Origin of the sequence: Catellatospora sp. KI3, from assembly GCF_029948125.1 — a bacterium.
Taxonomy (GTDB): domain Bacteria; phylum Actinomycetota; class Actinomycetes; order Mycobacteriales; family Micromonosporaceae; genus Catellatospora.
Map to the genome: position 1 here is coordinate 289,961 of NZ_JASAMB010000006.1, position 16,049 is coordinate 306,009.

The following is a 16,049-nucleotide window of genomic DNA, read 5'->3' on the forward strand; positions in this document are numbered from 1 at the left end:
CCTCCTTGGGGTGTCGAATATGCCTGTGACGTCGGTCTCGGGGCTGATGTTACGTCGCCGTGACGGACGTTTACAGTTAGGGTCCCTAACAATTTCCGGCGAAGTGCCGTGACGAGGCCATGCCCGACCGGCGGCTAGTCTCCGGGCATGACTATGGACCCCCTGGCCCCGCTGCTGGAGCTGGCCGACGTCGAATCTGCGGTGAACGGTGCCCGCGCTGCGGTGGATGGCGCGTACAAGCACCGGGCCCTGCGGCGCCAGGGCGGGGCGGTCGCGGCCGAGATCAGCCTGCGCTGCGCGGTGGCCAGCGCCGCCCTCGAAGGCCACCGGTACGAGCTCAGCGCCGTACGCGGCGGAACGGTCCTGGATGCGGTCCTGCAGGGTGCGCTGCGCGTAGCCGAGGCCCTGCCGACCCTGCACGAGCGCTGGCGCACATCCCCCCGCCAGGTGCTGGCCCGACTGCACCTGCTCGCCGGCACCGGCGTCCTGCCCGAGCACGACCTCGGAAAGCCGCAGTCCGCGGCCGCCCCCCGGCTGGACACGCTGCTGGAGCTGGTCACCGCCGAGGCGGGCGATCCGCTGGTGCGGGCCGCCGTCGTACACGGCGAACTGCTGGCGCTGCAGGCATTCCCCGGCGTCAACGGCATCGTGGCCCGGGCGGCCGCCCGGCTCACCCTGGTCGGCAGCGGCTTCGACCCGCGCGGCCTGGTCCCCGTCGAGATCGCCCACCTGGACCGCGAGCCCGAGTACATCGGCGCCGCCAACGCCTTCGCCACCGGCACCCCCGACGGCCTGCGCTCCTGGCTACGCCACTACACCACCGCCGTCACCCAGGCCTGCACCCGGCTCCCCGACCTGGCCGACCCCTTCCTCTGACCCACCACCACCACCCTCTAGCCCGCCATCACCACCGACCCCGCGCCCTGCACAACCGGCTCCTACCTGGACAAGCTCACTCACACCCGGGCAGTTCCAGCCCGACTCCCCGCAACGCCCGGCTACCCGCTACGCGGAAAGGCTCACCGAACGTGTCCAGCCGGTTCGGCAGGCGCACAGAATCCCTCGTTGATCGCTACCAGCGGTCAAACCAGCCGGTTCTGAACGACATTCCGACCGCGCACAGTGATCAAGGCCGCGAAAGCACCCGAAGATCGCGTCCAGCGGACACTTCCCGGGCACCCAAATCGACGAAATCCAAGGTTCCGACCCCCAGCACTGATCAAGCCAAGCCCGAGACAGCAAGATCGCCACCAGTGGTCATCCTCCGGGCGAGCCCTCCTGCGGCGAGTGGCCATTCCCGAACAAGGCTTCACTGCGGCGAGTGGTCCATCCTCCGGGCGACGCCGCTACGGCCCCAGACTCGACTCACCGGCAACAAGCGGCAAGCCCCACCCCATACCAAATGAAAAGCAGTCGCCGCCCCACAAGCAGCAACCCGCACAGCCCTAACCCGCACAAAGCCGAAAGCCCCGCCCCGCCCATCCTCCACTCAGCCCAACCCGCGCGCGCTCGCCGGCGGCGTCTGGACTGAGGAGCGTGACTGGGCCGAAGGCCCAGCAGCGACGAGGGAAGACGCCGCCTGAAAGGCGAGCGCGCGCGCCCGCGGAGGCGGGCGCCAGAAGCAGAGCGAGCGCGCCGCGCCTGCGGAGGGAGGCGCCGAAAATATGGATGGCGCCGCATGTTCGCGACGCCATCGCGCACGTCCGCCCGGGTTACCAGGCGTGCACCTCTGGCTAACTGCCCTCGGCGGACCCGTGGGTCTCGCCGGGACTTTGCCTTCACGACGGCTAGATCGCGCGTGGGTGCCCGGTGGCCGTGCTCGAAAGCTGGCTTCTGCCAGCTAGTTTCGGCTGCAGAACGCTTCCGTACTCACTTTTCTACGCCCGTTTCGCCCCGATGGCCAGCCCTCGCCGGGAATGTGTGACAGATGGGGCTGGTGTGGCACTCCGGTCACTCGGAGGCGTGGTCCGATTGCTCAGAGTGCGGCTGCTGCCGCGGCGGCCCGGGCGCGGCGGCGGCGGCCGTACCAGGCGATGCCGATGGCGACGGTCACGCCGAGCCCCAGCGCGGCGGCGGCCACGGGCACTGCCGGCCGGTTGCGCAGCCGTCGGGCCAGCGGCACCGGATGCCGGAACTCCAGCACGGGCCACCGGCGTTCGAGGGCTTCGCGGCGCAGCGCCTTGTCGGGGTTGACCGCGCTGGGGTGCCCGACGGCGGCCAGCAGCGGCACGTCGGAGACCGAGTCGGAGTACGCGTAGCACTCGGCGAGGTCGTAGCCGCGCTCGTCGGCGATGCGGCGCACCGCCTCGACCTTGGCCTGGCCGGCGGCGTAGAAGTCGATCTCGCCGGTGTAGCGACCGTCGGCGACCTTCATCCGCGTCGCGATCACGTCGGTGATCCCGAGCTGCGCGCCGATGGGCGCGACCATCTCCTCGCCGGAGGCCGACACCAGGATGATGTCGCGGCCCGCGGCCTGGTGTTCCTCGATCAGGATGGCCGCCTCGGCGTAGATGTAGGGGTCGATCAGCTCGTGCAGGGTCTCGCCGACGATCTGGCGCACCTGGTCGACTTTCCAGCCCTTGCACAGCTCGGCCATGTAGTCGCGGGTGCGGACCATCGACTGGTCGTCGGCGCCACCGCGCTTGAACATGAACTGCGCGTACGCCGTCTTGACGACGTCACGCTTAGTGATCAGGCCGTCTCGATAGAACGGTCTGCCGAAGGCCAACGCGCTCGATGTCGCGATGACGGTCTTGTCCAGGTCGAAAAACGCGGCGCTGCGGCCCACGGCGAGAAAGTGTAGCCGGGATGTTTCGTTCGCGGCGTCCGGCAGGCGCAATCGTTCACGGGAGGGCGGTAACTGAGCGGCGAATCAGTGATTGCGCAGCGTAGGATCTTGACTTCATCTACGGCGTGTCGGGGCGTGTCGGGACAGAAGCCTCTCGACGGCGCCGCGTCGGGTGGGGCATGCTTTCGCACACGAGCCCTCAGCGGTTGCCTCCCCCCCGCAGCCGCTGAGCGGGTTCCGGCCCACATCCCCCCTTTGGCCGGACCCCAGGACGGCCCCCGTCTCCCCGGACGGGGGCCGTCGTCTTTCCGGGTCCGGCCTGCGTCTTTCCGGGTCCGCGCGCCGCGGCGGCATAGCAGATCGACACCCGGGGCGACGCTTCGTCCACAAGCGACCGGTCGTCCACAGGGCGGCCGCCGCGGCGGTGGAGTCGGCACTGGACGGCGGCGCACAGTGCCCGCATGAGCCGTACCCCCAACCGATCCGGCGACACCGCCCGCGCGCTGGTCGTGACCGCCGACCCCGAACTGCTCGACCACGTGCTGCGCGTCGCCGCGGCCGCCGGGGTCGAGATCGAGGTCGCACACGACCCCGGCGCGGCCCGCCTGCGGTATGGCCGCCCGCCGCTGATAGTGCTCGGCGGCGACCAGGTCGGCGCGTGCGTCCGCGCCCGGCTGCCCCGCCGCCCCGGCGTCGTCATCGCCTGCCGCGACGGCCGCGACGCCCGCCCCTGGGACGACGCCCACCTGCTCGGCGCCGAACATGTGGTGCTGCTGCCCGCCGCCGAGCCCTGGCTGCACGAGCGGTTCGCGGGCCTACGCACCGCGCCGCGCGGCGGTCGGGTGCTCGCCGTGCTCGGCGGCCGCGGCGGCGCCGGGGCCAGCGTGCTCGCGGCCGGGCTCGCCGTCACCGCCTGCCGGGACCGGCTGCGCACCCTGCTCGTCGACGCCGACCCGCTCGGCGGCGGCGCCGACCTGCTGCTGGGCTGGGAGGAGATGCGCGGGCTGCGCTGGCCGCAACTGGCCCGCGCCAGCGGCCCGGTCGACCCCGCCGCGCTGGTCGAGGCGCTGCCCAGCCGGGGCGACCTGGTGGTGCTGTCCTGTGCCCGGGACGTGCCCGACGAGGAGTCGCCGGTCATGCCAGCGCTGCCCGCCGACGCCATGGCGGCCGCCCTCGACGCCGGACGGCGCGGGCGGGACCTGGTCGTCGTGGACGTACCCCGCCGACTGGACGAGGCGGCGGCGGTGGTGCTGCAGGCCGCGGACCGGGCGCTGCTCGTCGTCCCGGCCGAGCTGCGCGCCGCCGCGGCGGCGGCCCGGATCGTCGACCTGGTGCTGGCCCAGCGCCGCGAGCTGTCCGTGGTCGTACGCGGCCCAGGGCCGGGCCGGCTGGGCGCCACCGAGATGGCGCAGGCCCTCGGGCTGCCCCTGGCCGGGATGCTGCGCCCGGAGCCGAGACTGGCCGCGGCCCTCGAACGCGGCGAGCCGCCCGCCTCCGCGCCGCGCGGTCCGCTCGCCCTGCTCTGCGCCAAGCTCATCCGCGAGGTGACGGCGTGAGCGAGCAGGTCACCGTACGCAGGACCGGCGGCGGGGCCGAGCGCGACCTCGTCGGCGCCGGGGCGCTCGCGCCTCTGCTGGCCGACCCCGACGTCACCGACGTGCTGGTCAACGGGGTGCAGGTGTGGACCGACCGGGGCCAGGGCCTGGTACGCGAGCAGCTCACCATGCCGTCGTCCGACGCCGTACGGAGACTCGCGCAGCGGCTCGCGGCGGCGGCCGGGCGCCGCCTCGACGACGGCACCCCGTTCGTCGACGCCCGGCTGGCCGACGGCACCCGGCTGCACGCGGTGCTGCCGCCGGTGGCGACGTCCGGGCCGTACCTGTCGCTGCGCACGTTCCGGCAGCGCACGCTGTCGCTGGCCGAGCTGGTGCCGCCCCGGCTGGCGGAGTTGCTGCACGCCGTGGTGGCCGCCCGGCTGACCCTGCTCATCTCGGGCGGGACCGGCTCGGGCAAGACCACCCTGCTCAACGCGTTGCTGGCGCAGGTGCCCGCCCGGGAGCGGATCGTCGTGGTGGAGGACTCCGCCGAGCTGCGGCCGGTGCACCCGCACGTCATCGGGCTGCAGGCGCGCACTGCCAACGTGGAGGGCGTCGGCGGGGTCGGCCTCACCGAACTGGTCCGGCAGGCGCTGCGGATGCGCCCGGACCGGCTCGTGGTCGGCGAGTGCCGGGGCGCCGAGGTGGTCGATCTGCTGGCCGCGCTGAACACCGGGCACGAGGGCAGCGCGGGCACCCTGCACGCCAACGCGGCCGGGGACGTGCCCGCGCGGCTGGAGGCCCTCGGCCTGCTCGGCGGCCTGCCTCGGGCGGCACTGCACGCGCAGGTGGCCGCGGCGGTGCGGGTGCTGCTGCACCTGCGGCGTACGCCAGGCGGCCGCGTCCTGGAGTCCGTCTGCCTGCTGACCGCCGACAACCCGGACCGGCTGGTCAACGCCCGCCCGGCCTGGACCGCCGAGACCGGACCCGGCCCGGCCGCCGCAGAACTGCGCCGACTGCTGCGCGAACGCGACGTTCCCGCGCCGACCTGGCTGGTCCAGCCGTGAACCCGGCCTCGCCCACGCCGTACCGGCCGCGCACCGCACTGGCGGGGGTGCTGGACGCGGTGCCGACCGCGCCGTCGCGCCGAGCCCGCAGGCTGCTCGGGCTGGATCGCGGCCCGTCGTTCCAGCCACCCCGCCGGATGCTGGCGGTCGTCGCCGCGACAGTCGGCGCGACCGGCGCGGCGCTGCTGCTCGGGTCGGTCGCCGCCGGTGCCGTCGTCGCCGGCTACACCGCGCTCGGGCTGCGGATGCGCGGCCGGTCCCGGGCCGACCGGCAGCGGGCCCGACTGCGCGCCGACGCGCTGGACCTGCTGGCGGCGGCCGCGGCCGAGCTGCGCGCCGGAGTCGTGAGCCGGACGCTACTGCTGCCCGACGAGGAGATCGACCGCCAGGTCCACGCCGCCCGGCGACTGGCCGACGGAACCGGCGCACCCCTGGCCGACCTGCTGGAACGGCTCGAATCCCAGTGCCGGGCCGCCGACCGGGCCGACGCGACCGCCACCGCGCAGGCGGCGGGCACGCAGCTCACCGCGATCCTGCTCGCCGGGCTGCCGGTCGGCGGGATCGGGCTCGGCTACCTCATCGGGGTCGACCCGCTGGCGATCCTGCTGCACACCCCGCTCGGCCTCGGCTGCGCGTTCGCCGCCGTGCTGCTGCAGGCGGCAGGCCTGACGTGGGCCCAGCGGCTGGCCCGGGGCGCCGCGGACCCCGCACCCGGCCGGGCCGCGGGTCGCAGGCTGCGCCGCCTGCGGCTGCGGCGGCGGCAGCAGCCGGCGTCGACGCGTACCCGGTGGCTGCTGGCGTTGGCCGCCGGGGCCGGCACCTGCCTGATCGTGCCGCAGCCCGCCGGACTGGCGGCGGGAGCGCTGGCGGCGGCAGGCACCTGGCTGCTGCTGAGTCGGCAGGAACCGGCCGCGGTCCGGCTCGAACGCGAACAGGCCGTCGGCGAGCTGCCCTGGGCCGCGGACCTGGTGGGGGCCGCACTGCGCGCGGGCGTGCCGCTCGACGCGGCGGTGCTCGCCGTCGCCGCGGCGCTGCCCGGACCGCTGGCCACCCGGCTGCGCCGCGTCGGCCGCAGCCTGCGGCTGGGCGCCACCCCGGCCGAGGCATGGCAGCACGTCTCCGACCTGCCGCTGGCCGCACGCCTCACCGCCGCGGTCGAGCGCAGCTCCGCCAGCGGTACGGCGCTGGCCGGGGCACTGCACCGCTGCGCCGACGACCTGCGCGCCGAGTCCGGATTCCGTCGCCAGGCCACCGCACAGCGCAACGCCGTACTCGTCGTACTTCCGCTCGGGCTGTGCTTCCTGCCCGCCTTCGTACTCGCCGGCCTGGTGCCGGTGGTCCTCGCCGTGCTCGGCGAGGTGCTCTGAGAACCGCTACCGAAAGGAGTCCGCCCATGCGGCGACGACCGTCCACCACCCAGACCCTGACCGAGCCCGACCTGCTCCCACCCGTCGCGCCCGACCTCGACGAGCCCGTCCACCACGACACCGACCTCGACGAGCCCGCCCTGCGCGACAGCGACCTCTACGAGACCGACCCGGCCGACCCGGCCGAAGTGGAGGACCCGGCCGACTGCCTCTATCCCGCCTCGGACGAGCCGGGTCGGCAGACCGGGCGCGGCGCCGCGCCGCGCCGTCGGGTGACCGCGCCCGACGCGGGCATGAACACCGCCGAGTACGCCGTCGGCACGCTCGCGGCGGTCGCGTTCGCGGGCATCCTGCTCAAGGTGCTGACCAGCGAAAGCGTGCAGGCGGCGCTGGCCGGTGTGGTCCAGCGGGCACTCGGGTGATCCGACGAGACCGGGGTAGCGCCACCGCCGAGCTGGCGGTGGCGCTACCCGCCGTCGTCCTGCTGCTCGTCGCCGGGCTGGGCGCGGTCGCGGCGGTCACCACCAAACTCGGCTGCACGGCGGCCGCCCGCGACGCGGCACTCGCCGCCGCCCGGGGCGACGGGGTGCCGGACTGGGCCGCCATCGAGTCCACCGACGACACGGTCACGGCGACGGTCCACCGCTCGATCAAGGTCACGGTGCTGACCTGCTCGGCGACGGCGGCCCGGGAACCCGGTGCACCATGAGCACCCTCGACCCGGTGCGGCCGGCGGTCCGCCGCCGGACCGGGGTCACGATGCTGACCGGCATGGCCGTGGCAGCCGGGGAATCGGGTGCGCCGTGGGCACGTTGACGGCGCTCGCAGTCGGGCTCGTGTTCGTGCTGGCCGGGACGTCGCTCGCGGCTACCGGTGCGCAGTCGGTCGCGCGGGCGCAGGCCCGTACCGCCGCCGACCTGGGCGCGCTGGCGGGGGCGGCCAGAGCGGCCGATGGCGCGGACGTGGCCTGTGCCCGAGCCGGGCAGCTGGCGGCCGCCAACAGCGGCACGCTCCTGCGCTGCGAGCTGGACGGACTCGACCTGACCGTCGAGGTCCAGGTGGTGACCGCCGCGGGGGCCGCGACCGCGACTGCGGTAGCCGGCCCGGTCCGCATCACCGACCAGTCCGCCACGGCCCGTCCAGCGGGTGCGCGCTGGACGATCACCGAGCCGGGCCTGGAATCGGTGGCTGCGGGCTTGGTGATGGCCGAGTCGGGCCTGGAACCGGTGGCTGCGGGCTTGGCGATGGCCGAGTCGGGCCTGGAACCGGTGGCTGCGGGCTTGGCGATGGCCGAGTCGGGCCTGGAACCGGTGGCTGCGGGCTTGGCGATCGCCGAATCAGGTCGGGAACCGGTGTGGGAGGCAGGGTCATGACCCGAGGTGGCGATCAGCTACGGCTGGACCAGATGGCGGCCGAGCAGGCGGGACTGTTCACCCGAGTGCAGGCTCGCGAATGCGGCTACTCCGACGATCAGATCAGGCGGCGGTTGCGAACCGGAGACTGGCAGGTGGTGCTGGGCAAGGTCCTGGTCCGGGGCGGGCGGGTGGTGACGGCACGCCTGCGGGACCGGGCCGTCCACCTCGGCGTACCGGGGGCGGTGCTCTGCGGTCCGTCGGCGGCACGCCGCTACGGCCTCGACGTATCCGACGGGCGCAGTTGGATCACCGTGGGGCCCGGTCGTCGCGTGCGGTTGGACGGGGTCGAGGTACGCCGGGCGGACCTGCCCGACGACGACATCACCATGGCCGACGGCCTGCTGCTGACCAGCCCCGCCCGAACCGTGCTCGACTGCGTACGGGTCCTGCCGCCCGACGATGCGGACGTGCTGCTGGACCGGGCGATCCAGGCGCGCCTGATCACGTTCGACGAGTTCGTGGGCAAGATCGGAGCGGAGGTGGGGCGGCACGGCGTACGGGCGCTGGTCGGCGCGGTTCGGCGGCATGCGCTCGGGGCGAGGTCCACGGCGGAGCGGCTGCTCGTCGGGGAGCTGCGTCGACGCCGGATCAAGGGGTGGCGGACCAACCTTCCGGTCCATGACGCGGACGGGCTGATCGGGGCGCTCGATCTCGGATTCGAGGAGGTGCTGCTGGCGGTGGAGGTGGACGGCCGGGCGTGGCACAGCGCAGGCGACCGTTTCCAGCACGACCGTACGCGGCAGAATCGGCTGGTCCGGGCAGGCTGGACCGTGCTCCGCTTCACCTGGCACGACCTGCGGGACATGGAGCGGGTGACCACCTTGATCACCGAGATGGTCCACCGCCTGCGCCGACGACAGGCGGACCACGGCCGCAGCTCGGGCGCTCGCCACTGATCACCGCCGCCACAGACGCTGGGCGTCCGCCCAAGCCGGGCTGATCATGGCCCATGTTCGGGGAGCCAGGTACTGACGACCTCGCCGCAGGCGCCGAATGTCCGCACGAGTTGGCCGTGGCACCAGCTCGGACACTCGGCCCGGGTGGCCGCCGCTCGCACGCTTCGAGTACCTGAAGGAGTTGAGCTGATAATCGCCGCAGCTCGGCAGCTCGGCAGCTCGGCAGCTCGGCAGCTCGGCAGCTCGGCAGCTCGAAGGCTCGGGGATTAACGCTTGCGGGCGACGAGCGTCTGCTGGCGACGAATCGGCCGCAGGTTCTGACCTCGATCGCAGATCTATCCATGGCAGACCGGGGGAGATCACGATCGTCGGTCAGGACCTGCGGCAGAAAGCCGTCTTCCGACCGTCAACGGTGATCAAGCCACCGCTCCGGCACGAAGATCGGCGTCTGGGGTCGACTCCTGGGCGTGGTCGTGGGCCTGGTCGTGGGCGGAGCCGCAGATTGCTTCCACAGGCGGCGATCAAGCCCCTGGCTCGGAAAAGTGGACGACCCGTTTCTCGGCCCGGTCGCCACCGGGGTCCACGATCGGCGTCCGTGGTCGGTTTCCTGGCGGGTGATGGTTGGCGACCAGTGGTCATGTCCGCAGACGGTGATCAGGCTGTGGTTCGGAAAGGGCAGGCGGCATTCACAGTCGTTCTGGTGGCCGAGGGCGGGCGGCGAACACTAGGTTGCGACCGTAGGTGGCGATCAGCCTGTGGTGGGGGAAGGGTGATCGGCCTTTGCGGCCGTTCCGTGGGGCGGGAGCGGGCGGCGGACCCGAGATTGTGACCGCAGGTGGCGATCGAGGGGCACTGTCGGTCGAAGACCGCCACCTGCGGTCAAACGCCGAGGCTAGAGCCGATCTAACGACCCCGAACGGTGATCACACCGGCCGGGCGCGACCCAGGGTGGCTCGCAGGGTGCGCGAACCACAGCGGACCAGATTCACAGCGGACCAGATCCGCGGCGGACTAGTTGCGCGGCGGACTAGTTGCGCGGCGCGGGGTCGGGGAGGTGGGTGAGGATGGTGTCGAGGACTTGGACGGCGCCGGCCTTGTGCAGCGGATTGTTCCCGTTGCCGCACTTCGGGGACTGGATGCAGCTCGGGCAGCCCCGTTCGCAGGAGCAGTCGGCCACGGCGGTACGCGTGGCGCCGAGCCAGTGCGCGACCATCCCGTACGCCCGCTCGGCGAATCCGGCCCCGCCCGGGTGCCCGTCGTACACGAAGATGGTCGGCGCGTCGGTGTCGGCGTGCCGGGCGGTGGACAGCCCACCGATGTCCCACCGGTCGCAGCTGGCGACCAGCGGCAGCAGCCCGATCGCCGCGTGCTCGGCGGCGTGCAGCGCCCCGGGCAGGTCTTCGAGCTCGCCCACCGCCGCCTCGGCGATGGTCGCCCAGACGGCGACGGTACGCAGGGTGCGCGTCGGCAGTTCCAGGGGCCAGGTGCCCAGCACCTCGCCGCTGTCCATCCGCCGCCGCTGGAACGATACGACCTGGCTGGTCACCTCCACCTCGCCCAGGAACAGCCCGACCGGGCCGCAGTCGAGGTAGGACCGGACCTCCAGCACGGTGAGCGCGATGGTGTCGCGGGCGTGCGTGGAGAACGGCGGGTTCTCGGCGTCGACCAGGGCGACTCCGTCGGCGAGGTCGAGTGACTGGACGACGTACGTGCGGCCCTGGTGGGTGTAGACGGCGCCGGGGTGCAGGTGGTGGTGGGCGGCGCCGGAGTCGGCGGTGCCGATGAGGCGGCCGGTCGAGGCTTCGATGACGGCGACGGGCGGGCCGCCGGTGCCGCGCAGGTCGATGTCGGGGCGCTGCGGGTGTGTCCAGTACCAGCCGGTGGGGCGGCGGCGCAGCGCGCCGGTGGCGACGAGGTCGGCCATGAGCTGCTCGTCGGCGCCGAACAGGGGCAGGTCGGCTTCGGTGAGGGGGCGCTCGGCGGCAGCGGTGCACAGGTGCGGGGCGAGCACGTACGGGTTGGCGGGGTCGAAGACGGTGGCCTCGACCGGGGTGCCGAACAGGGCGTGCGGGTGGTGGATCAGGTAGGTGTCCAGCGGGTCGTCGCGGGCGACGAGCACGCACAGCGCGTCGCGTCCGTTGCGCCCGGCCCGCCCGGCGCGCTGCCACATCGCGGCGCGGGTGCCCGGATACCCGGCGAGCAGCACCGCGTCGAGTCCGGTGACGTCGATGCCGAGTTCGAGGGCGTTGGTGGTGGCCACACCGGTGAGGCTGCCGTCGGCCAGCGACCGCTCCAGGGCGCGCCGCTCCTCGGCGAGGTAGCCGGCCCGGTATGCGGCGACCTGGCGGCCCAGCCCCGGCTGTGCCTCCTCGAGGGCGGCCTTGGCCTGGGCGGCGACGACCTCGGCGCCGCGCCGGGAGGGGACGAAAGCCAGCGTTCTGACCCCCTGGACGACGGCGTCGGCGAGCAGGTCGGACGTCTCGCGCAGGGCGGAGCGGCGGACCGGGGTGGCGTCGCCGTCGGCCGATACGCCGGGCAGCTCCGGCGGCTCCCAGAGCGCGAACGTGGTCGACCCGCGCGGCGCGGTGTCCTCGGCGACCGCGACGACCGGACGCCCGATGAGCCTGCTCGCGCTGCCCGCGGGATCACCCGAGGTGGCGGAGGCTAGGACGAAGACCGGCCCGCCGCCCCGCTTCGCGGCAGTGCCCGCCGCAACCGTATCCCGGACCTCGACCGCTCCGGCTCCCAGGTCGCCCGATCCGAAGCCTGCGGTGCCGGCGCCAGCCGCCCCGGCAGCGGCGTTGAGAAGGGGCCCTTCACCTACGGATTGCGGTAAGAAGGGTCCCTTCCTTGCGCTGTCGGCGGAGGGGGCGGCGGGGGTGGTGAGGCGGCGGAGGCGGCGCAGGACGTGGGCGACGTGGGCGCCGAAGACGCCGCGGTAGCTGTGGCTCTCGTCGACGATGACGTACCGCAGGTTGCGCAGCACGCCGGACCAGCGGGTGTGCTGCGGCAGGATGCTGTGGTGCAGCAGGTCGGGGTTGGTGAGGATGATGTTGGCGTGCTGCCGGATCCAGTCGCGGTCCTCGCGGGAGGTGTCGCCGTCGCAGACGGCGGCGCGTACGCCGGGCAGGCCGAGCGCGGCCAGTGTCCGGAACTGGTCGGCGGCCAGGGCCTTGGTCGGGGCGAGGTAGAGCACCCGGGCGCGCGGGTCGGTGAGCACCGCCGCCAGGGCCGGGAGCTGGTACGCCAGCGACTTGCCGGAGCCGGTGCCGGTCGAGATGACGACATCGGCGCCGCGGTACGCCAGTTCGGCGGCCTGCGCCTGGTGCCGCCAGGGTGCGCCGATCCCGGCCCGGCCCAGCGCCTCGACCAGGGGCGCGGGCACCCAGTCCGGCCAGGTCGCGGGCTGTCCGGCGCGGGCGGGCAGCCGTTCGACGTGCGTGATCTGGTCTCGGTTGAGCCAGTCCGGCAGCAGGTCCACCCCAGCACTCTGCCACCGCACGGCCCGGCGCGGCCAGCCCGGCGTACGCGTAGCCGCCGGGCGTGGGCGATGGTTAGATGCACTGAGACACAGTCAGGCCGGGTACGGCGTCGTGAGGAGGTGCCGATGGAGCTGTCGCTGGCGACCCGGGTGGTCGCGGCGCACACCGTGCTCGAGGTCGGCGGCGAGGTTGACGTCTACACGGCGCCCAAGCTGCGCGAACGGATCGCGGAGCTGCTGGACAGCGGGGTGACCGCGGTCGTGGTGGACCTCGGCCGGGTCGAGTTCATGGACTCCACCGGGCTCGGGGTGCTGGTGGGCGGGCTGCGCAAGGCGCGGACCGCGGGGGCGACGTTCGGCGTCGTGTGCGCCCGGGACTCGCTGCTGAAGATCTTCCGCATCACCGCGCTGGACCAGGTGCTGCCGCTGTTCCCGTCGGTCGACGCGGCCACGGCGGGCTGAGCCGGGCAATGGCGACGGTACGCCTCGAATTCACCCCCGAACCCGCGCACGTGCGTACGGCGCGGTTGGTCGGCGTGGCCGTGGCCCGGCGGGCCGGGGTCCCCGACGACCAGCTCGACGAGGTGCGGCTGGCGATCGGTGAGGCGTGCGCGCGGGCGGTGGCCCGGCACCACCGGGTGGGGATGCGCAGCGCGGTGTCGGTGGCGTTCACCGACGGCGACCGGTTCGTCGTGCAGGTGTGGGACCACGCGGACGACGACGCGCCGATCGAGGACGAGGAGCAGATCACCTTCGACGTCAGCGCGAGCCTGCTGCAGGGGATCGTAAAGGATCTGCAGGTGCGGCCGCTGGAGTCGGGGCCGGGCTCCGAGGTGCAGATGGTGTGGCCCGTTCGGCGCGCCTCGCGCTTGGGGCGTTGAAACCACGCTCGGCGGGCATAGAGTCGCTGAGCGTACCGCATATACCCCCGTGGGCGCAGCAAGAAAGATCACCGCGACGCGGAAGGTCCTGGATGTGACCCGGACCACGTGCCCGGTTTACAGTTCACGGGTTGTTTCTGCGTCGTAACCGCCGCCGTACATGCGTCGGGACTCGATCGCGCGTTTCAGTTGATCATGATCCTCGGGAGGACAAAGATGTCCGGGACCACACCTGTCGCCGCTGGCGACGGGCTGTCCCTTACCGGCACGAACGTGTCGTACGTAGTTGTCGCGGCAGTGATCGCGCTGGTGGCGTTGGGTTTCGCCGCCGCGCTGGTCAAGTCGGTGCTGGCAACCGGTAAGGGCACCAACAAGATGCAGGAGATCGCCGCCGCCGTCCAGGAGGGCGCGTCGGCTTACCTGTTCCGCCAGTTCAAGACGCTCGGCATTTTCGTCGTGCTCGCGGTCATCCTGCTCTTCCTGCTGCCGGTCCACGGCAGCGGTGACAACGAGACCGCCCTGAAGATCGGCCGCTCGGCCTTCTTCGTGGTGGGCGCGCTGTTCAGCGCGTTCATCGGCGGTGCCGGCATGGCGCTGGCGACCCGCGCGAACCTGCGCGTCGCCGCCGCCGCCCGTGAGGCGGAGGGCGGCCGCGAGACCGCCATGGCGATCGCGTTCCGCACCGGCGGCGTGGTCGGCTTCCTCACCGTCGGCCTCGGCCTGTTCGGCGCCGCCCTGGTGGTGCTGCTGTACAAGGCCGACGCGGCGACCGTGCTGGAGGGCTTCGGCTTCGGTGCCGCGCTGCTCGCGATGTTCATGCGGGTCGGCGGCGGCATCTTCACCAAGGCCGCCGACGTCGGCGCGGACCTGGTGGGCAAGGTCGAGCAGAACATTCCCGAGGACGACCCGCGCAACGCGGCGACCATCGCCGACAACGTGGGCGACAACGTCGGCGACTGCGCCGGCATGGCGGCCGACCTCTTCGAGTCGTACGCGGTGACCCTGGTCGCGGCCCTGATCCTGGGCAAGGCGGCGTTCGGCGTCAGCGGCCTGGTCTTCCCGCTGATCGTCTCCACGATCGGCGTGCTGATCGCGATCGTCGGCGTGTTCCTGACCCGCCTGCGCAAGTCCGACAAGAACGGCCTGCAGGCGATCAACCGCGCCTTCTACATCTCGGCCGCGCTGTCGGCGGTCGTGGTGGCCGGTGCCTCGCTGTGGTACCTGCCGAAGACCTTCGCCGAGCTGGGCAAGCCGGAGTTCTCCGGCAACCCGCAGATCGTCGCCATCGGCGCGGTCATCATCGGTATCGTGCTGGCCGCCGCCATCCAGGCGCTGACCGGCTACTTCACCGAGACCGACCGCCGCCCGGTGCAGGACATCGGCAAGACCTCCGAGACCGGCCCGGCCACCGTGGTGCTCTCCGGCATCAGCGTCGGCCTGGAGTCGGCGGTCTACTCGGCGCTGCTCATCGGCGCCGGCGTGTACGGCGCCTACCTGCTGGGCGACGGCAACCTGGTCGTCTCGCTGTTCGCGATCGCGCTGGCCGGCTGCGGCCTGCTGACCACCGTCGGCGTCATCGTCGCGATGGACACCTTCGGCCCGATCTCGGACAACGCGCAGGGCATCGCCGAGATGTCCGGCGACATCGACGAGAAGGGTGCGCGCACGCTCACCGAGCTCGACGCGGTCGGCAACACCACCAAGGCGATCACCAAGGGCATCGCGATCGCGACGGCCGTGCTGGCCGCGACCGCGCTGTTCGGGTCGTACACGGACACGCTCGGGGTGTCGCTGACCGAGGCGGGCAAGACCGCCGGCGACGTCATCGACGAGATGCTGAACGTGGCCAACCCGGCCAACCTGGTCGGCCTGCTCATCGGCGTCTCGGTCGTGTTCCTGTTCTCGGGCCTGGCCATCAACGCGGTGTCGCGCTCGGCCGGTGCCGTGGTGCACGAGGTGCGCCGCCAGTTCCGCGAGCTGCCGGGCATCATGGACGGCACCCAGCGGCCCGAGTACGGCAAGGTCGTCGACATCTGCACCCGGGACGCGCAGCGCGAGCTGATCACCCCCGGTCTGCTGGCGGTGCTGGCCCCGATCGCGGTCGGCTTCGGCCTCGGCGCGGGCGCGCTGGCGTCGTACCTGGCCGGTGCCATCGGCGCGGGCACCCTGATGGCCGTGTTCCTGGCCAACTCCGGTGGCGCCTGGGACAACGCGAAGAAGATGGTCGAGGACGGCGCGCACGGCGGCAAGGGCTCGCCCGCGCACGCCGCGACCGTCATCGGCGACACCGTCGGCGACCCGTTCAAGGACACCGCCGGTCCGGCGATCAACCCGCTGATCAAGGTCATGAACCTGGTCTCGCTGCTGATCGCCCCCGCCGTGGTGGCGCTGTGGTACGGCGAGAGCGCGAACGCCGGTGCCCGCACCGGGATCGCCCTGTTCTGCGCCGCGGTCATCGTGGTGGCGGTGTTCATCAACAAGCGCAAGCCGGTCGCGGTGGGCGCGGGTGACGAGGGAAAAGCTGACGCTGCGTCCTCGTCGCAGCGTGAGAAGGTCAACGCCTGAGCACCAGCAGGTACTGATCTCCAGAGATCAGTGGTAATCGTGGGGGCTGCCGGG

General features: G+C 73.0%; 10 protein-coding genes and 3 pseudogenes. 11 read left to right on the plus strand and 2 right to left on the minus strand.

Features of this window, described 5'->3' with window-relative positions; genetic code table 11:
• Positions 1-147 precede the first annotated feature (147 nt).
• A complete protein-coding gene (locus tag QEZ54_RS13180) occupies positions 148-876 on the plus strand; it encodes an oxidoreductase (RefSeq protein WP_281304839.1) in 729 nt (242 codons plus the stop codon).
• A 1,099-nt stretch (positions 877-1,975) separates the two neighbouring features.
• On the opposite strand, the gene QEZ54_RS13185 is transcribed toward QEZ54_RS13180, so the two are convergent.
• Positions 1,976-2,788: an HAD-IB family hydrolase gene (locus QEZ54_RS13185; protein ID WP_281304840.1), complete on the minus strand. Its 813-nt coding sequence runs from the start codon at positions 2,786-2,788 to the stop codon at positions 1,976-1,978.
• A 509-nt stretch (positions 2,789-3,297) separates the two neighbouring features.
• Here QEZ54_RS13185 and ssd point away from each other — a divergent pair.
• The 7 genes and pseudogenes from ssd (at position 3,298) to QEZ54_RS13220 (ending at position 9,068) form a co-directional block, all read left to right on the plus strand.
• The gene (gene ssd, locus QEZ54_RS13190; RefSeq protein WP_281304906.1) at positions 3,298-4,344 is read left to right on the plus strand and encodes a septum site-determining protein Ssd; all 1,047 of its coding nucleotides are present in this window, start codon (positions 3,298-3,300) and stop codon (positions 4,342-4,344) included.
• A 44-nt stretch (positions 4,345-4,388) separates the two neighbouring features.
• A pseudogene (locus tag QEZ54_RS13195) lies at positions 4,389-5,390 on the plus strand (TadA family conjugal transfer-associated ATPase); the annotation flags it as partial.
• A gap of 887 nt (positions 5,391-6,277) precedes the next feature.
• Positions 6,278-6,757: pseudogene (locus tag QEZ54_RS13200) on the plus strand (type II secretion system F family protein); the annotation flags it as partial.
• A 293-nt stretch (positions 6,758-7,050) separates the two neighbouring features.
• Positions 7,051-7,179, plus strand: coding sequence for a DUF4244 domain-containing protein (locus tag QEZ54_RS13205; protein WP_217397346.1), 129 nt, complete (start codon positions 7,051-7,053; stop codon positions 7,177-7,179).
• Positions 7,176-7,343: pseudogene (locus QEZ54_RS13210) on the plus strand (TadE/TadG family type IV pilus assembly protein); the annotation flags it as partial. The gene QEZ54_RS13205 and the pseudogene QEZ54_RS13210, both read left to right, overlap by 4 nt.
• Before the next feature lie 217 nt (positions 7,344-7,560).
• A complete protein-coding gene (locus QEZ54_RS13215) occupies positions 7,561-8,130 on the plus strand; it encodes an Rv3654c family TadE-like protein (RefSeq protein ID WP_281304841.1) in 570 nt (189 codons plus the stop codon).
• Complete coding sequence (locus QEZ54_RS13220) at positions 8,127-9,068, plus strand: DUF559 domain-containing protein (protein WP_281304842.1); 942 nt, start codon at positions 8,127-8,129, stop codon at positions 9,066-9,068. Before QEZ54_RS13215 ends, QEZ54_RS13220 begins: the two co-directional genes overlap by 4 nt.
• A gap of 1,027 nt (positions 9,069-10,095) precedes the next feature.
• Here QEZ54_RS13220 and QEZ54_RS13225 read toward each other — a convergent pair.
• Positions 10,096-12,549, minus strand: coding sequence for a DEAD/DEAH box helicase (locus tag QEZ54_RS13225; protein ID WP_281304843.1), 2,454 nt, complete (start codon positions 12,547-12,549; stop codon positions 10,096-10,098).
• Between the two features lie 126 nt (positions 12,550-12,675).
• On the opposite strand from QEZ54_RS13225, the gene QEZ54_RS13230 reads away from it, so the two are divergent.
• The 3 genes from QEZ54_RS13230 (at position 12,676) to QEZ54_RS13240 (ending at position 15,995) form a co-directional block, all read left to right on the plus strand.
• Positions 12,676-13,011 carry an STAS domain-containing protein gene (locus tag QEZ54_RS13230; protein ID WP_281304844.1) on the plus strand — a complete coding sequence of 112 codons (336 nt, stop codon included), beginning with the start codon at positions 12,676-12,678 and terminating at the stop codon, positions 13,009-13,011.
• Positions 13,012-13,019: 8 nt separating this feature from the next.
• Complete coding sequence (locus tag QEZ54_RS13235; RefSeq protein WP_281304845.1) at positions 13,020-13,430, plus strand: ATP-binding protein; 411 nt, start codon at positions 13,020-13,022, stop codon at positions 13,428-13,430.
• Positions 13,431-13,646: 216 nt separating this feature from the next.
• On the plus strand, positions 13,647-15,995 hold the full coding sequence (locus tag QEZ54_RS13240) for a sodium-translocating pyrophosphatase (RefSeq protein ID WP_281304846.1): 2,349 nt from the start codon (positions 13,647-13,649) through the stop codon (positions 15,993-15,995).
• Positions 15,996-16,049: the final 54 nt, after the last annotated feature.

Bases quoted from the DNA above. Each gene is read 5' to 3' on its own strand.
- QEZ54_RS13180 (WP_281304839.1), top strand. From the start codon at position 148: ATGACTATGGACCCCCTGGCCCCGCTGCTGGAGCTGGCCGACGTCGAA.
- QEZ54_RS13205 (WP_217397346.1), top strand. From the start codon at position 7,051: ATGAACACCGCCGAGTACGCCGTCGGCACGCTCGCGGCGGTCGCGTTC.
- QEZ54_RS13220 (WP_281304842.1), top strand. From the start codon at position 8,127: ATGACCCGAGGTGGCGATCAGCTACGGCTGGACCAGATGGCGGCCGAG.
- QEZ54_RS13230 (WP_281304844.1), top strand. From the start codon at position 12,676: ATGGAGCTGTCGCTGGCGACCCGGGTGGTCGCGGCGCACACCGTGCTC.
- QEZ54_RS13235 (WP_281304845.1), top strand. From the start codon at position 13,020: ATGGCGACGGTACGCCTCGAATTCACCCCCGAACCCGCGCACGTGCGT.
- QEZ54_RS13240 (WP_281304846.1), top strand. From the start codon at position 13,647: ATGTCCGGGACCACACCTGTCGCCGCTGGCGACGGGCTGTCCCTTACC.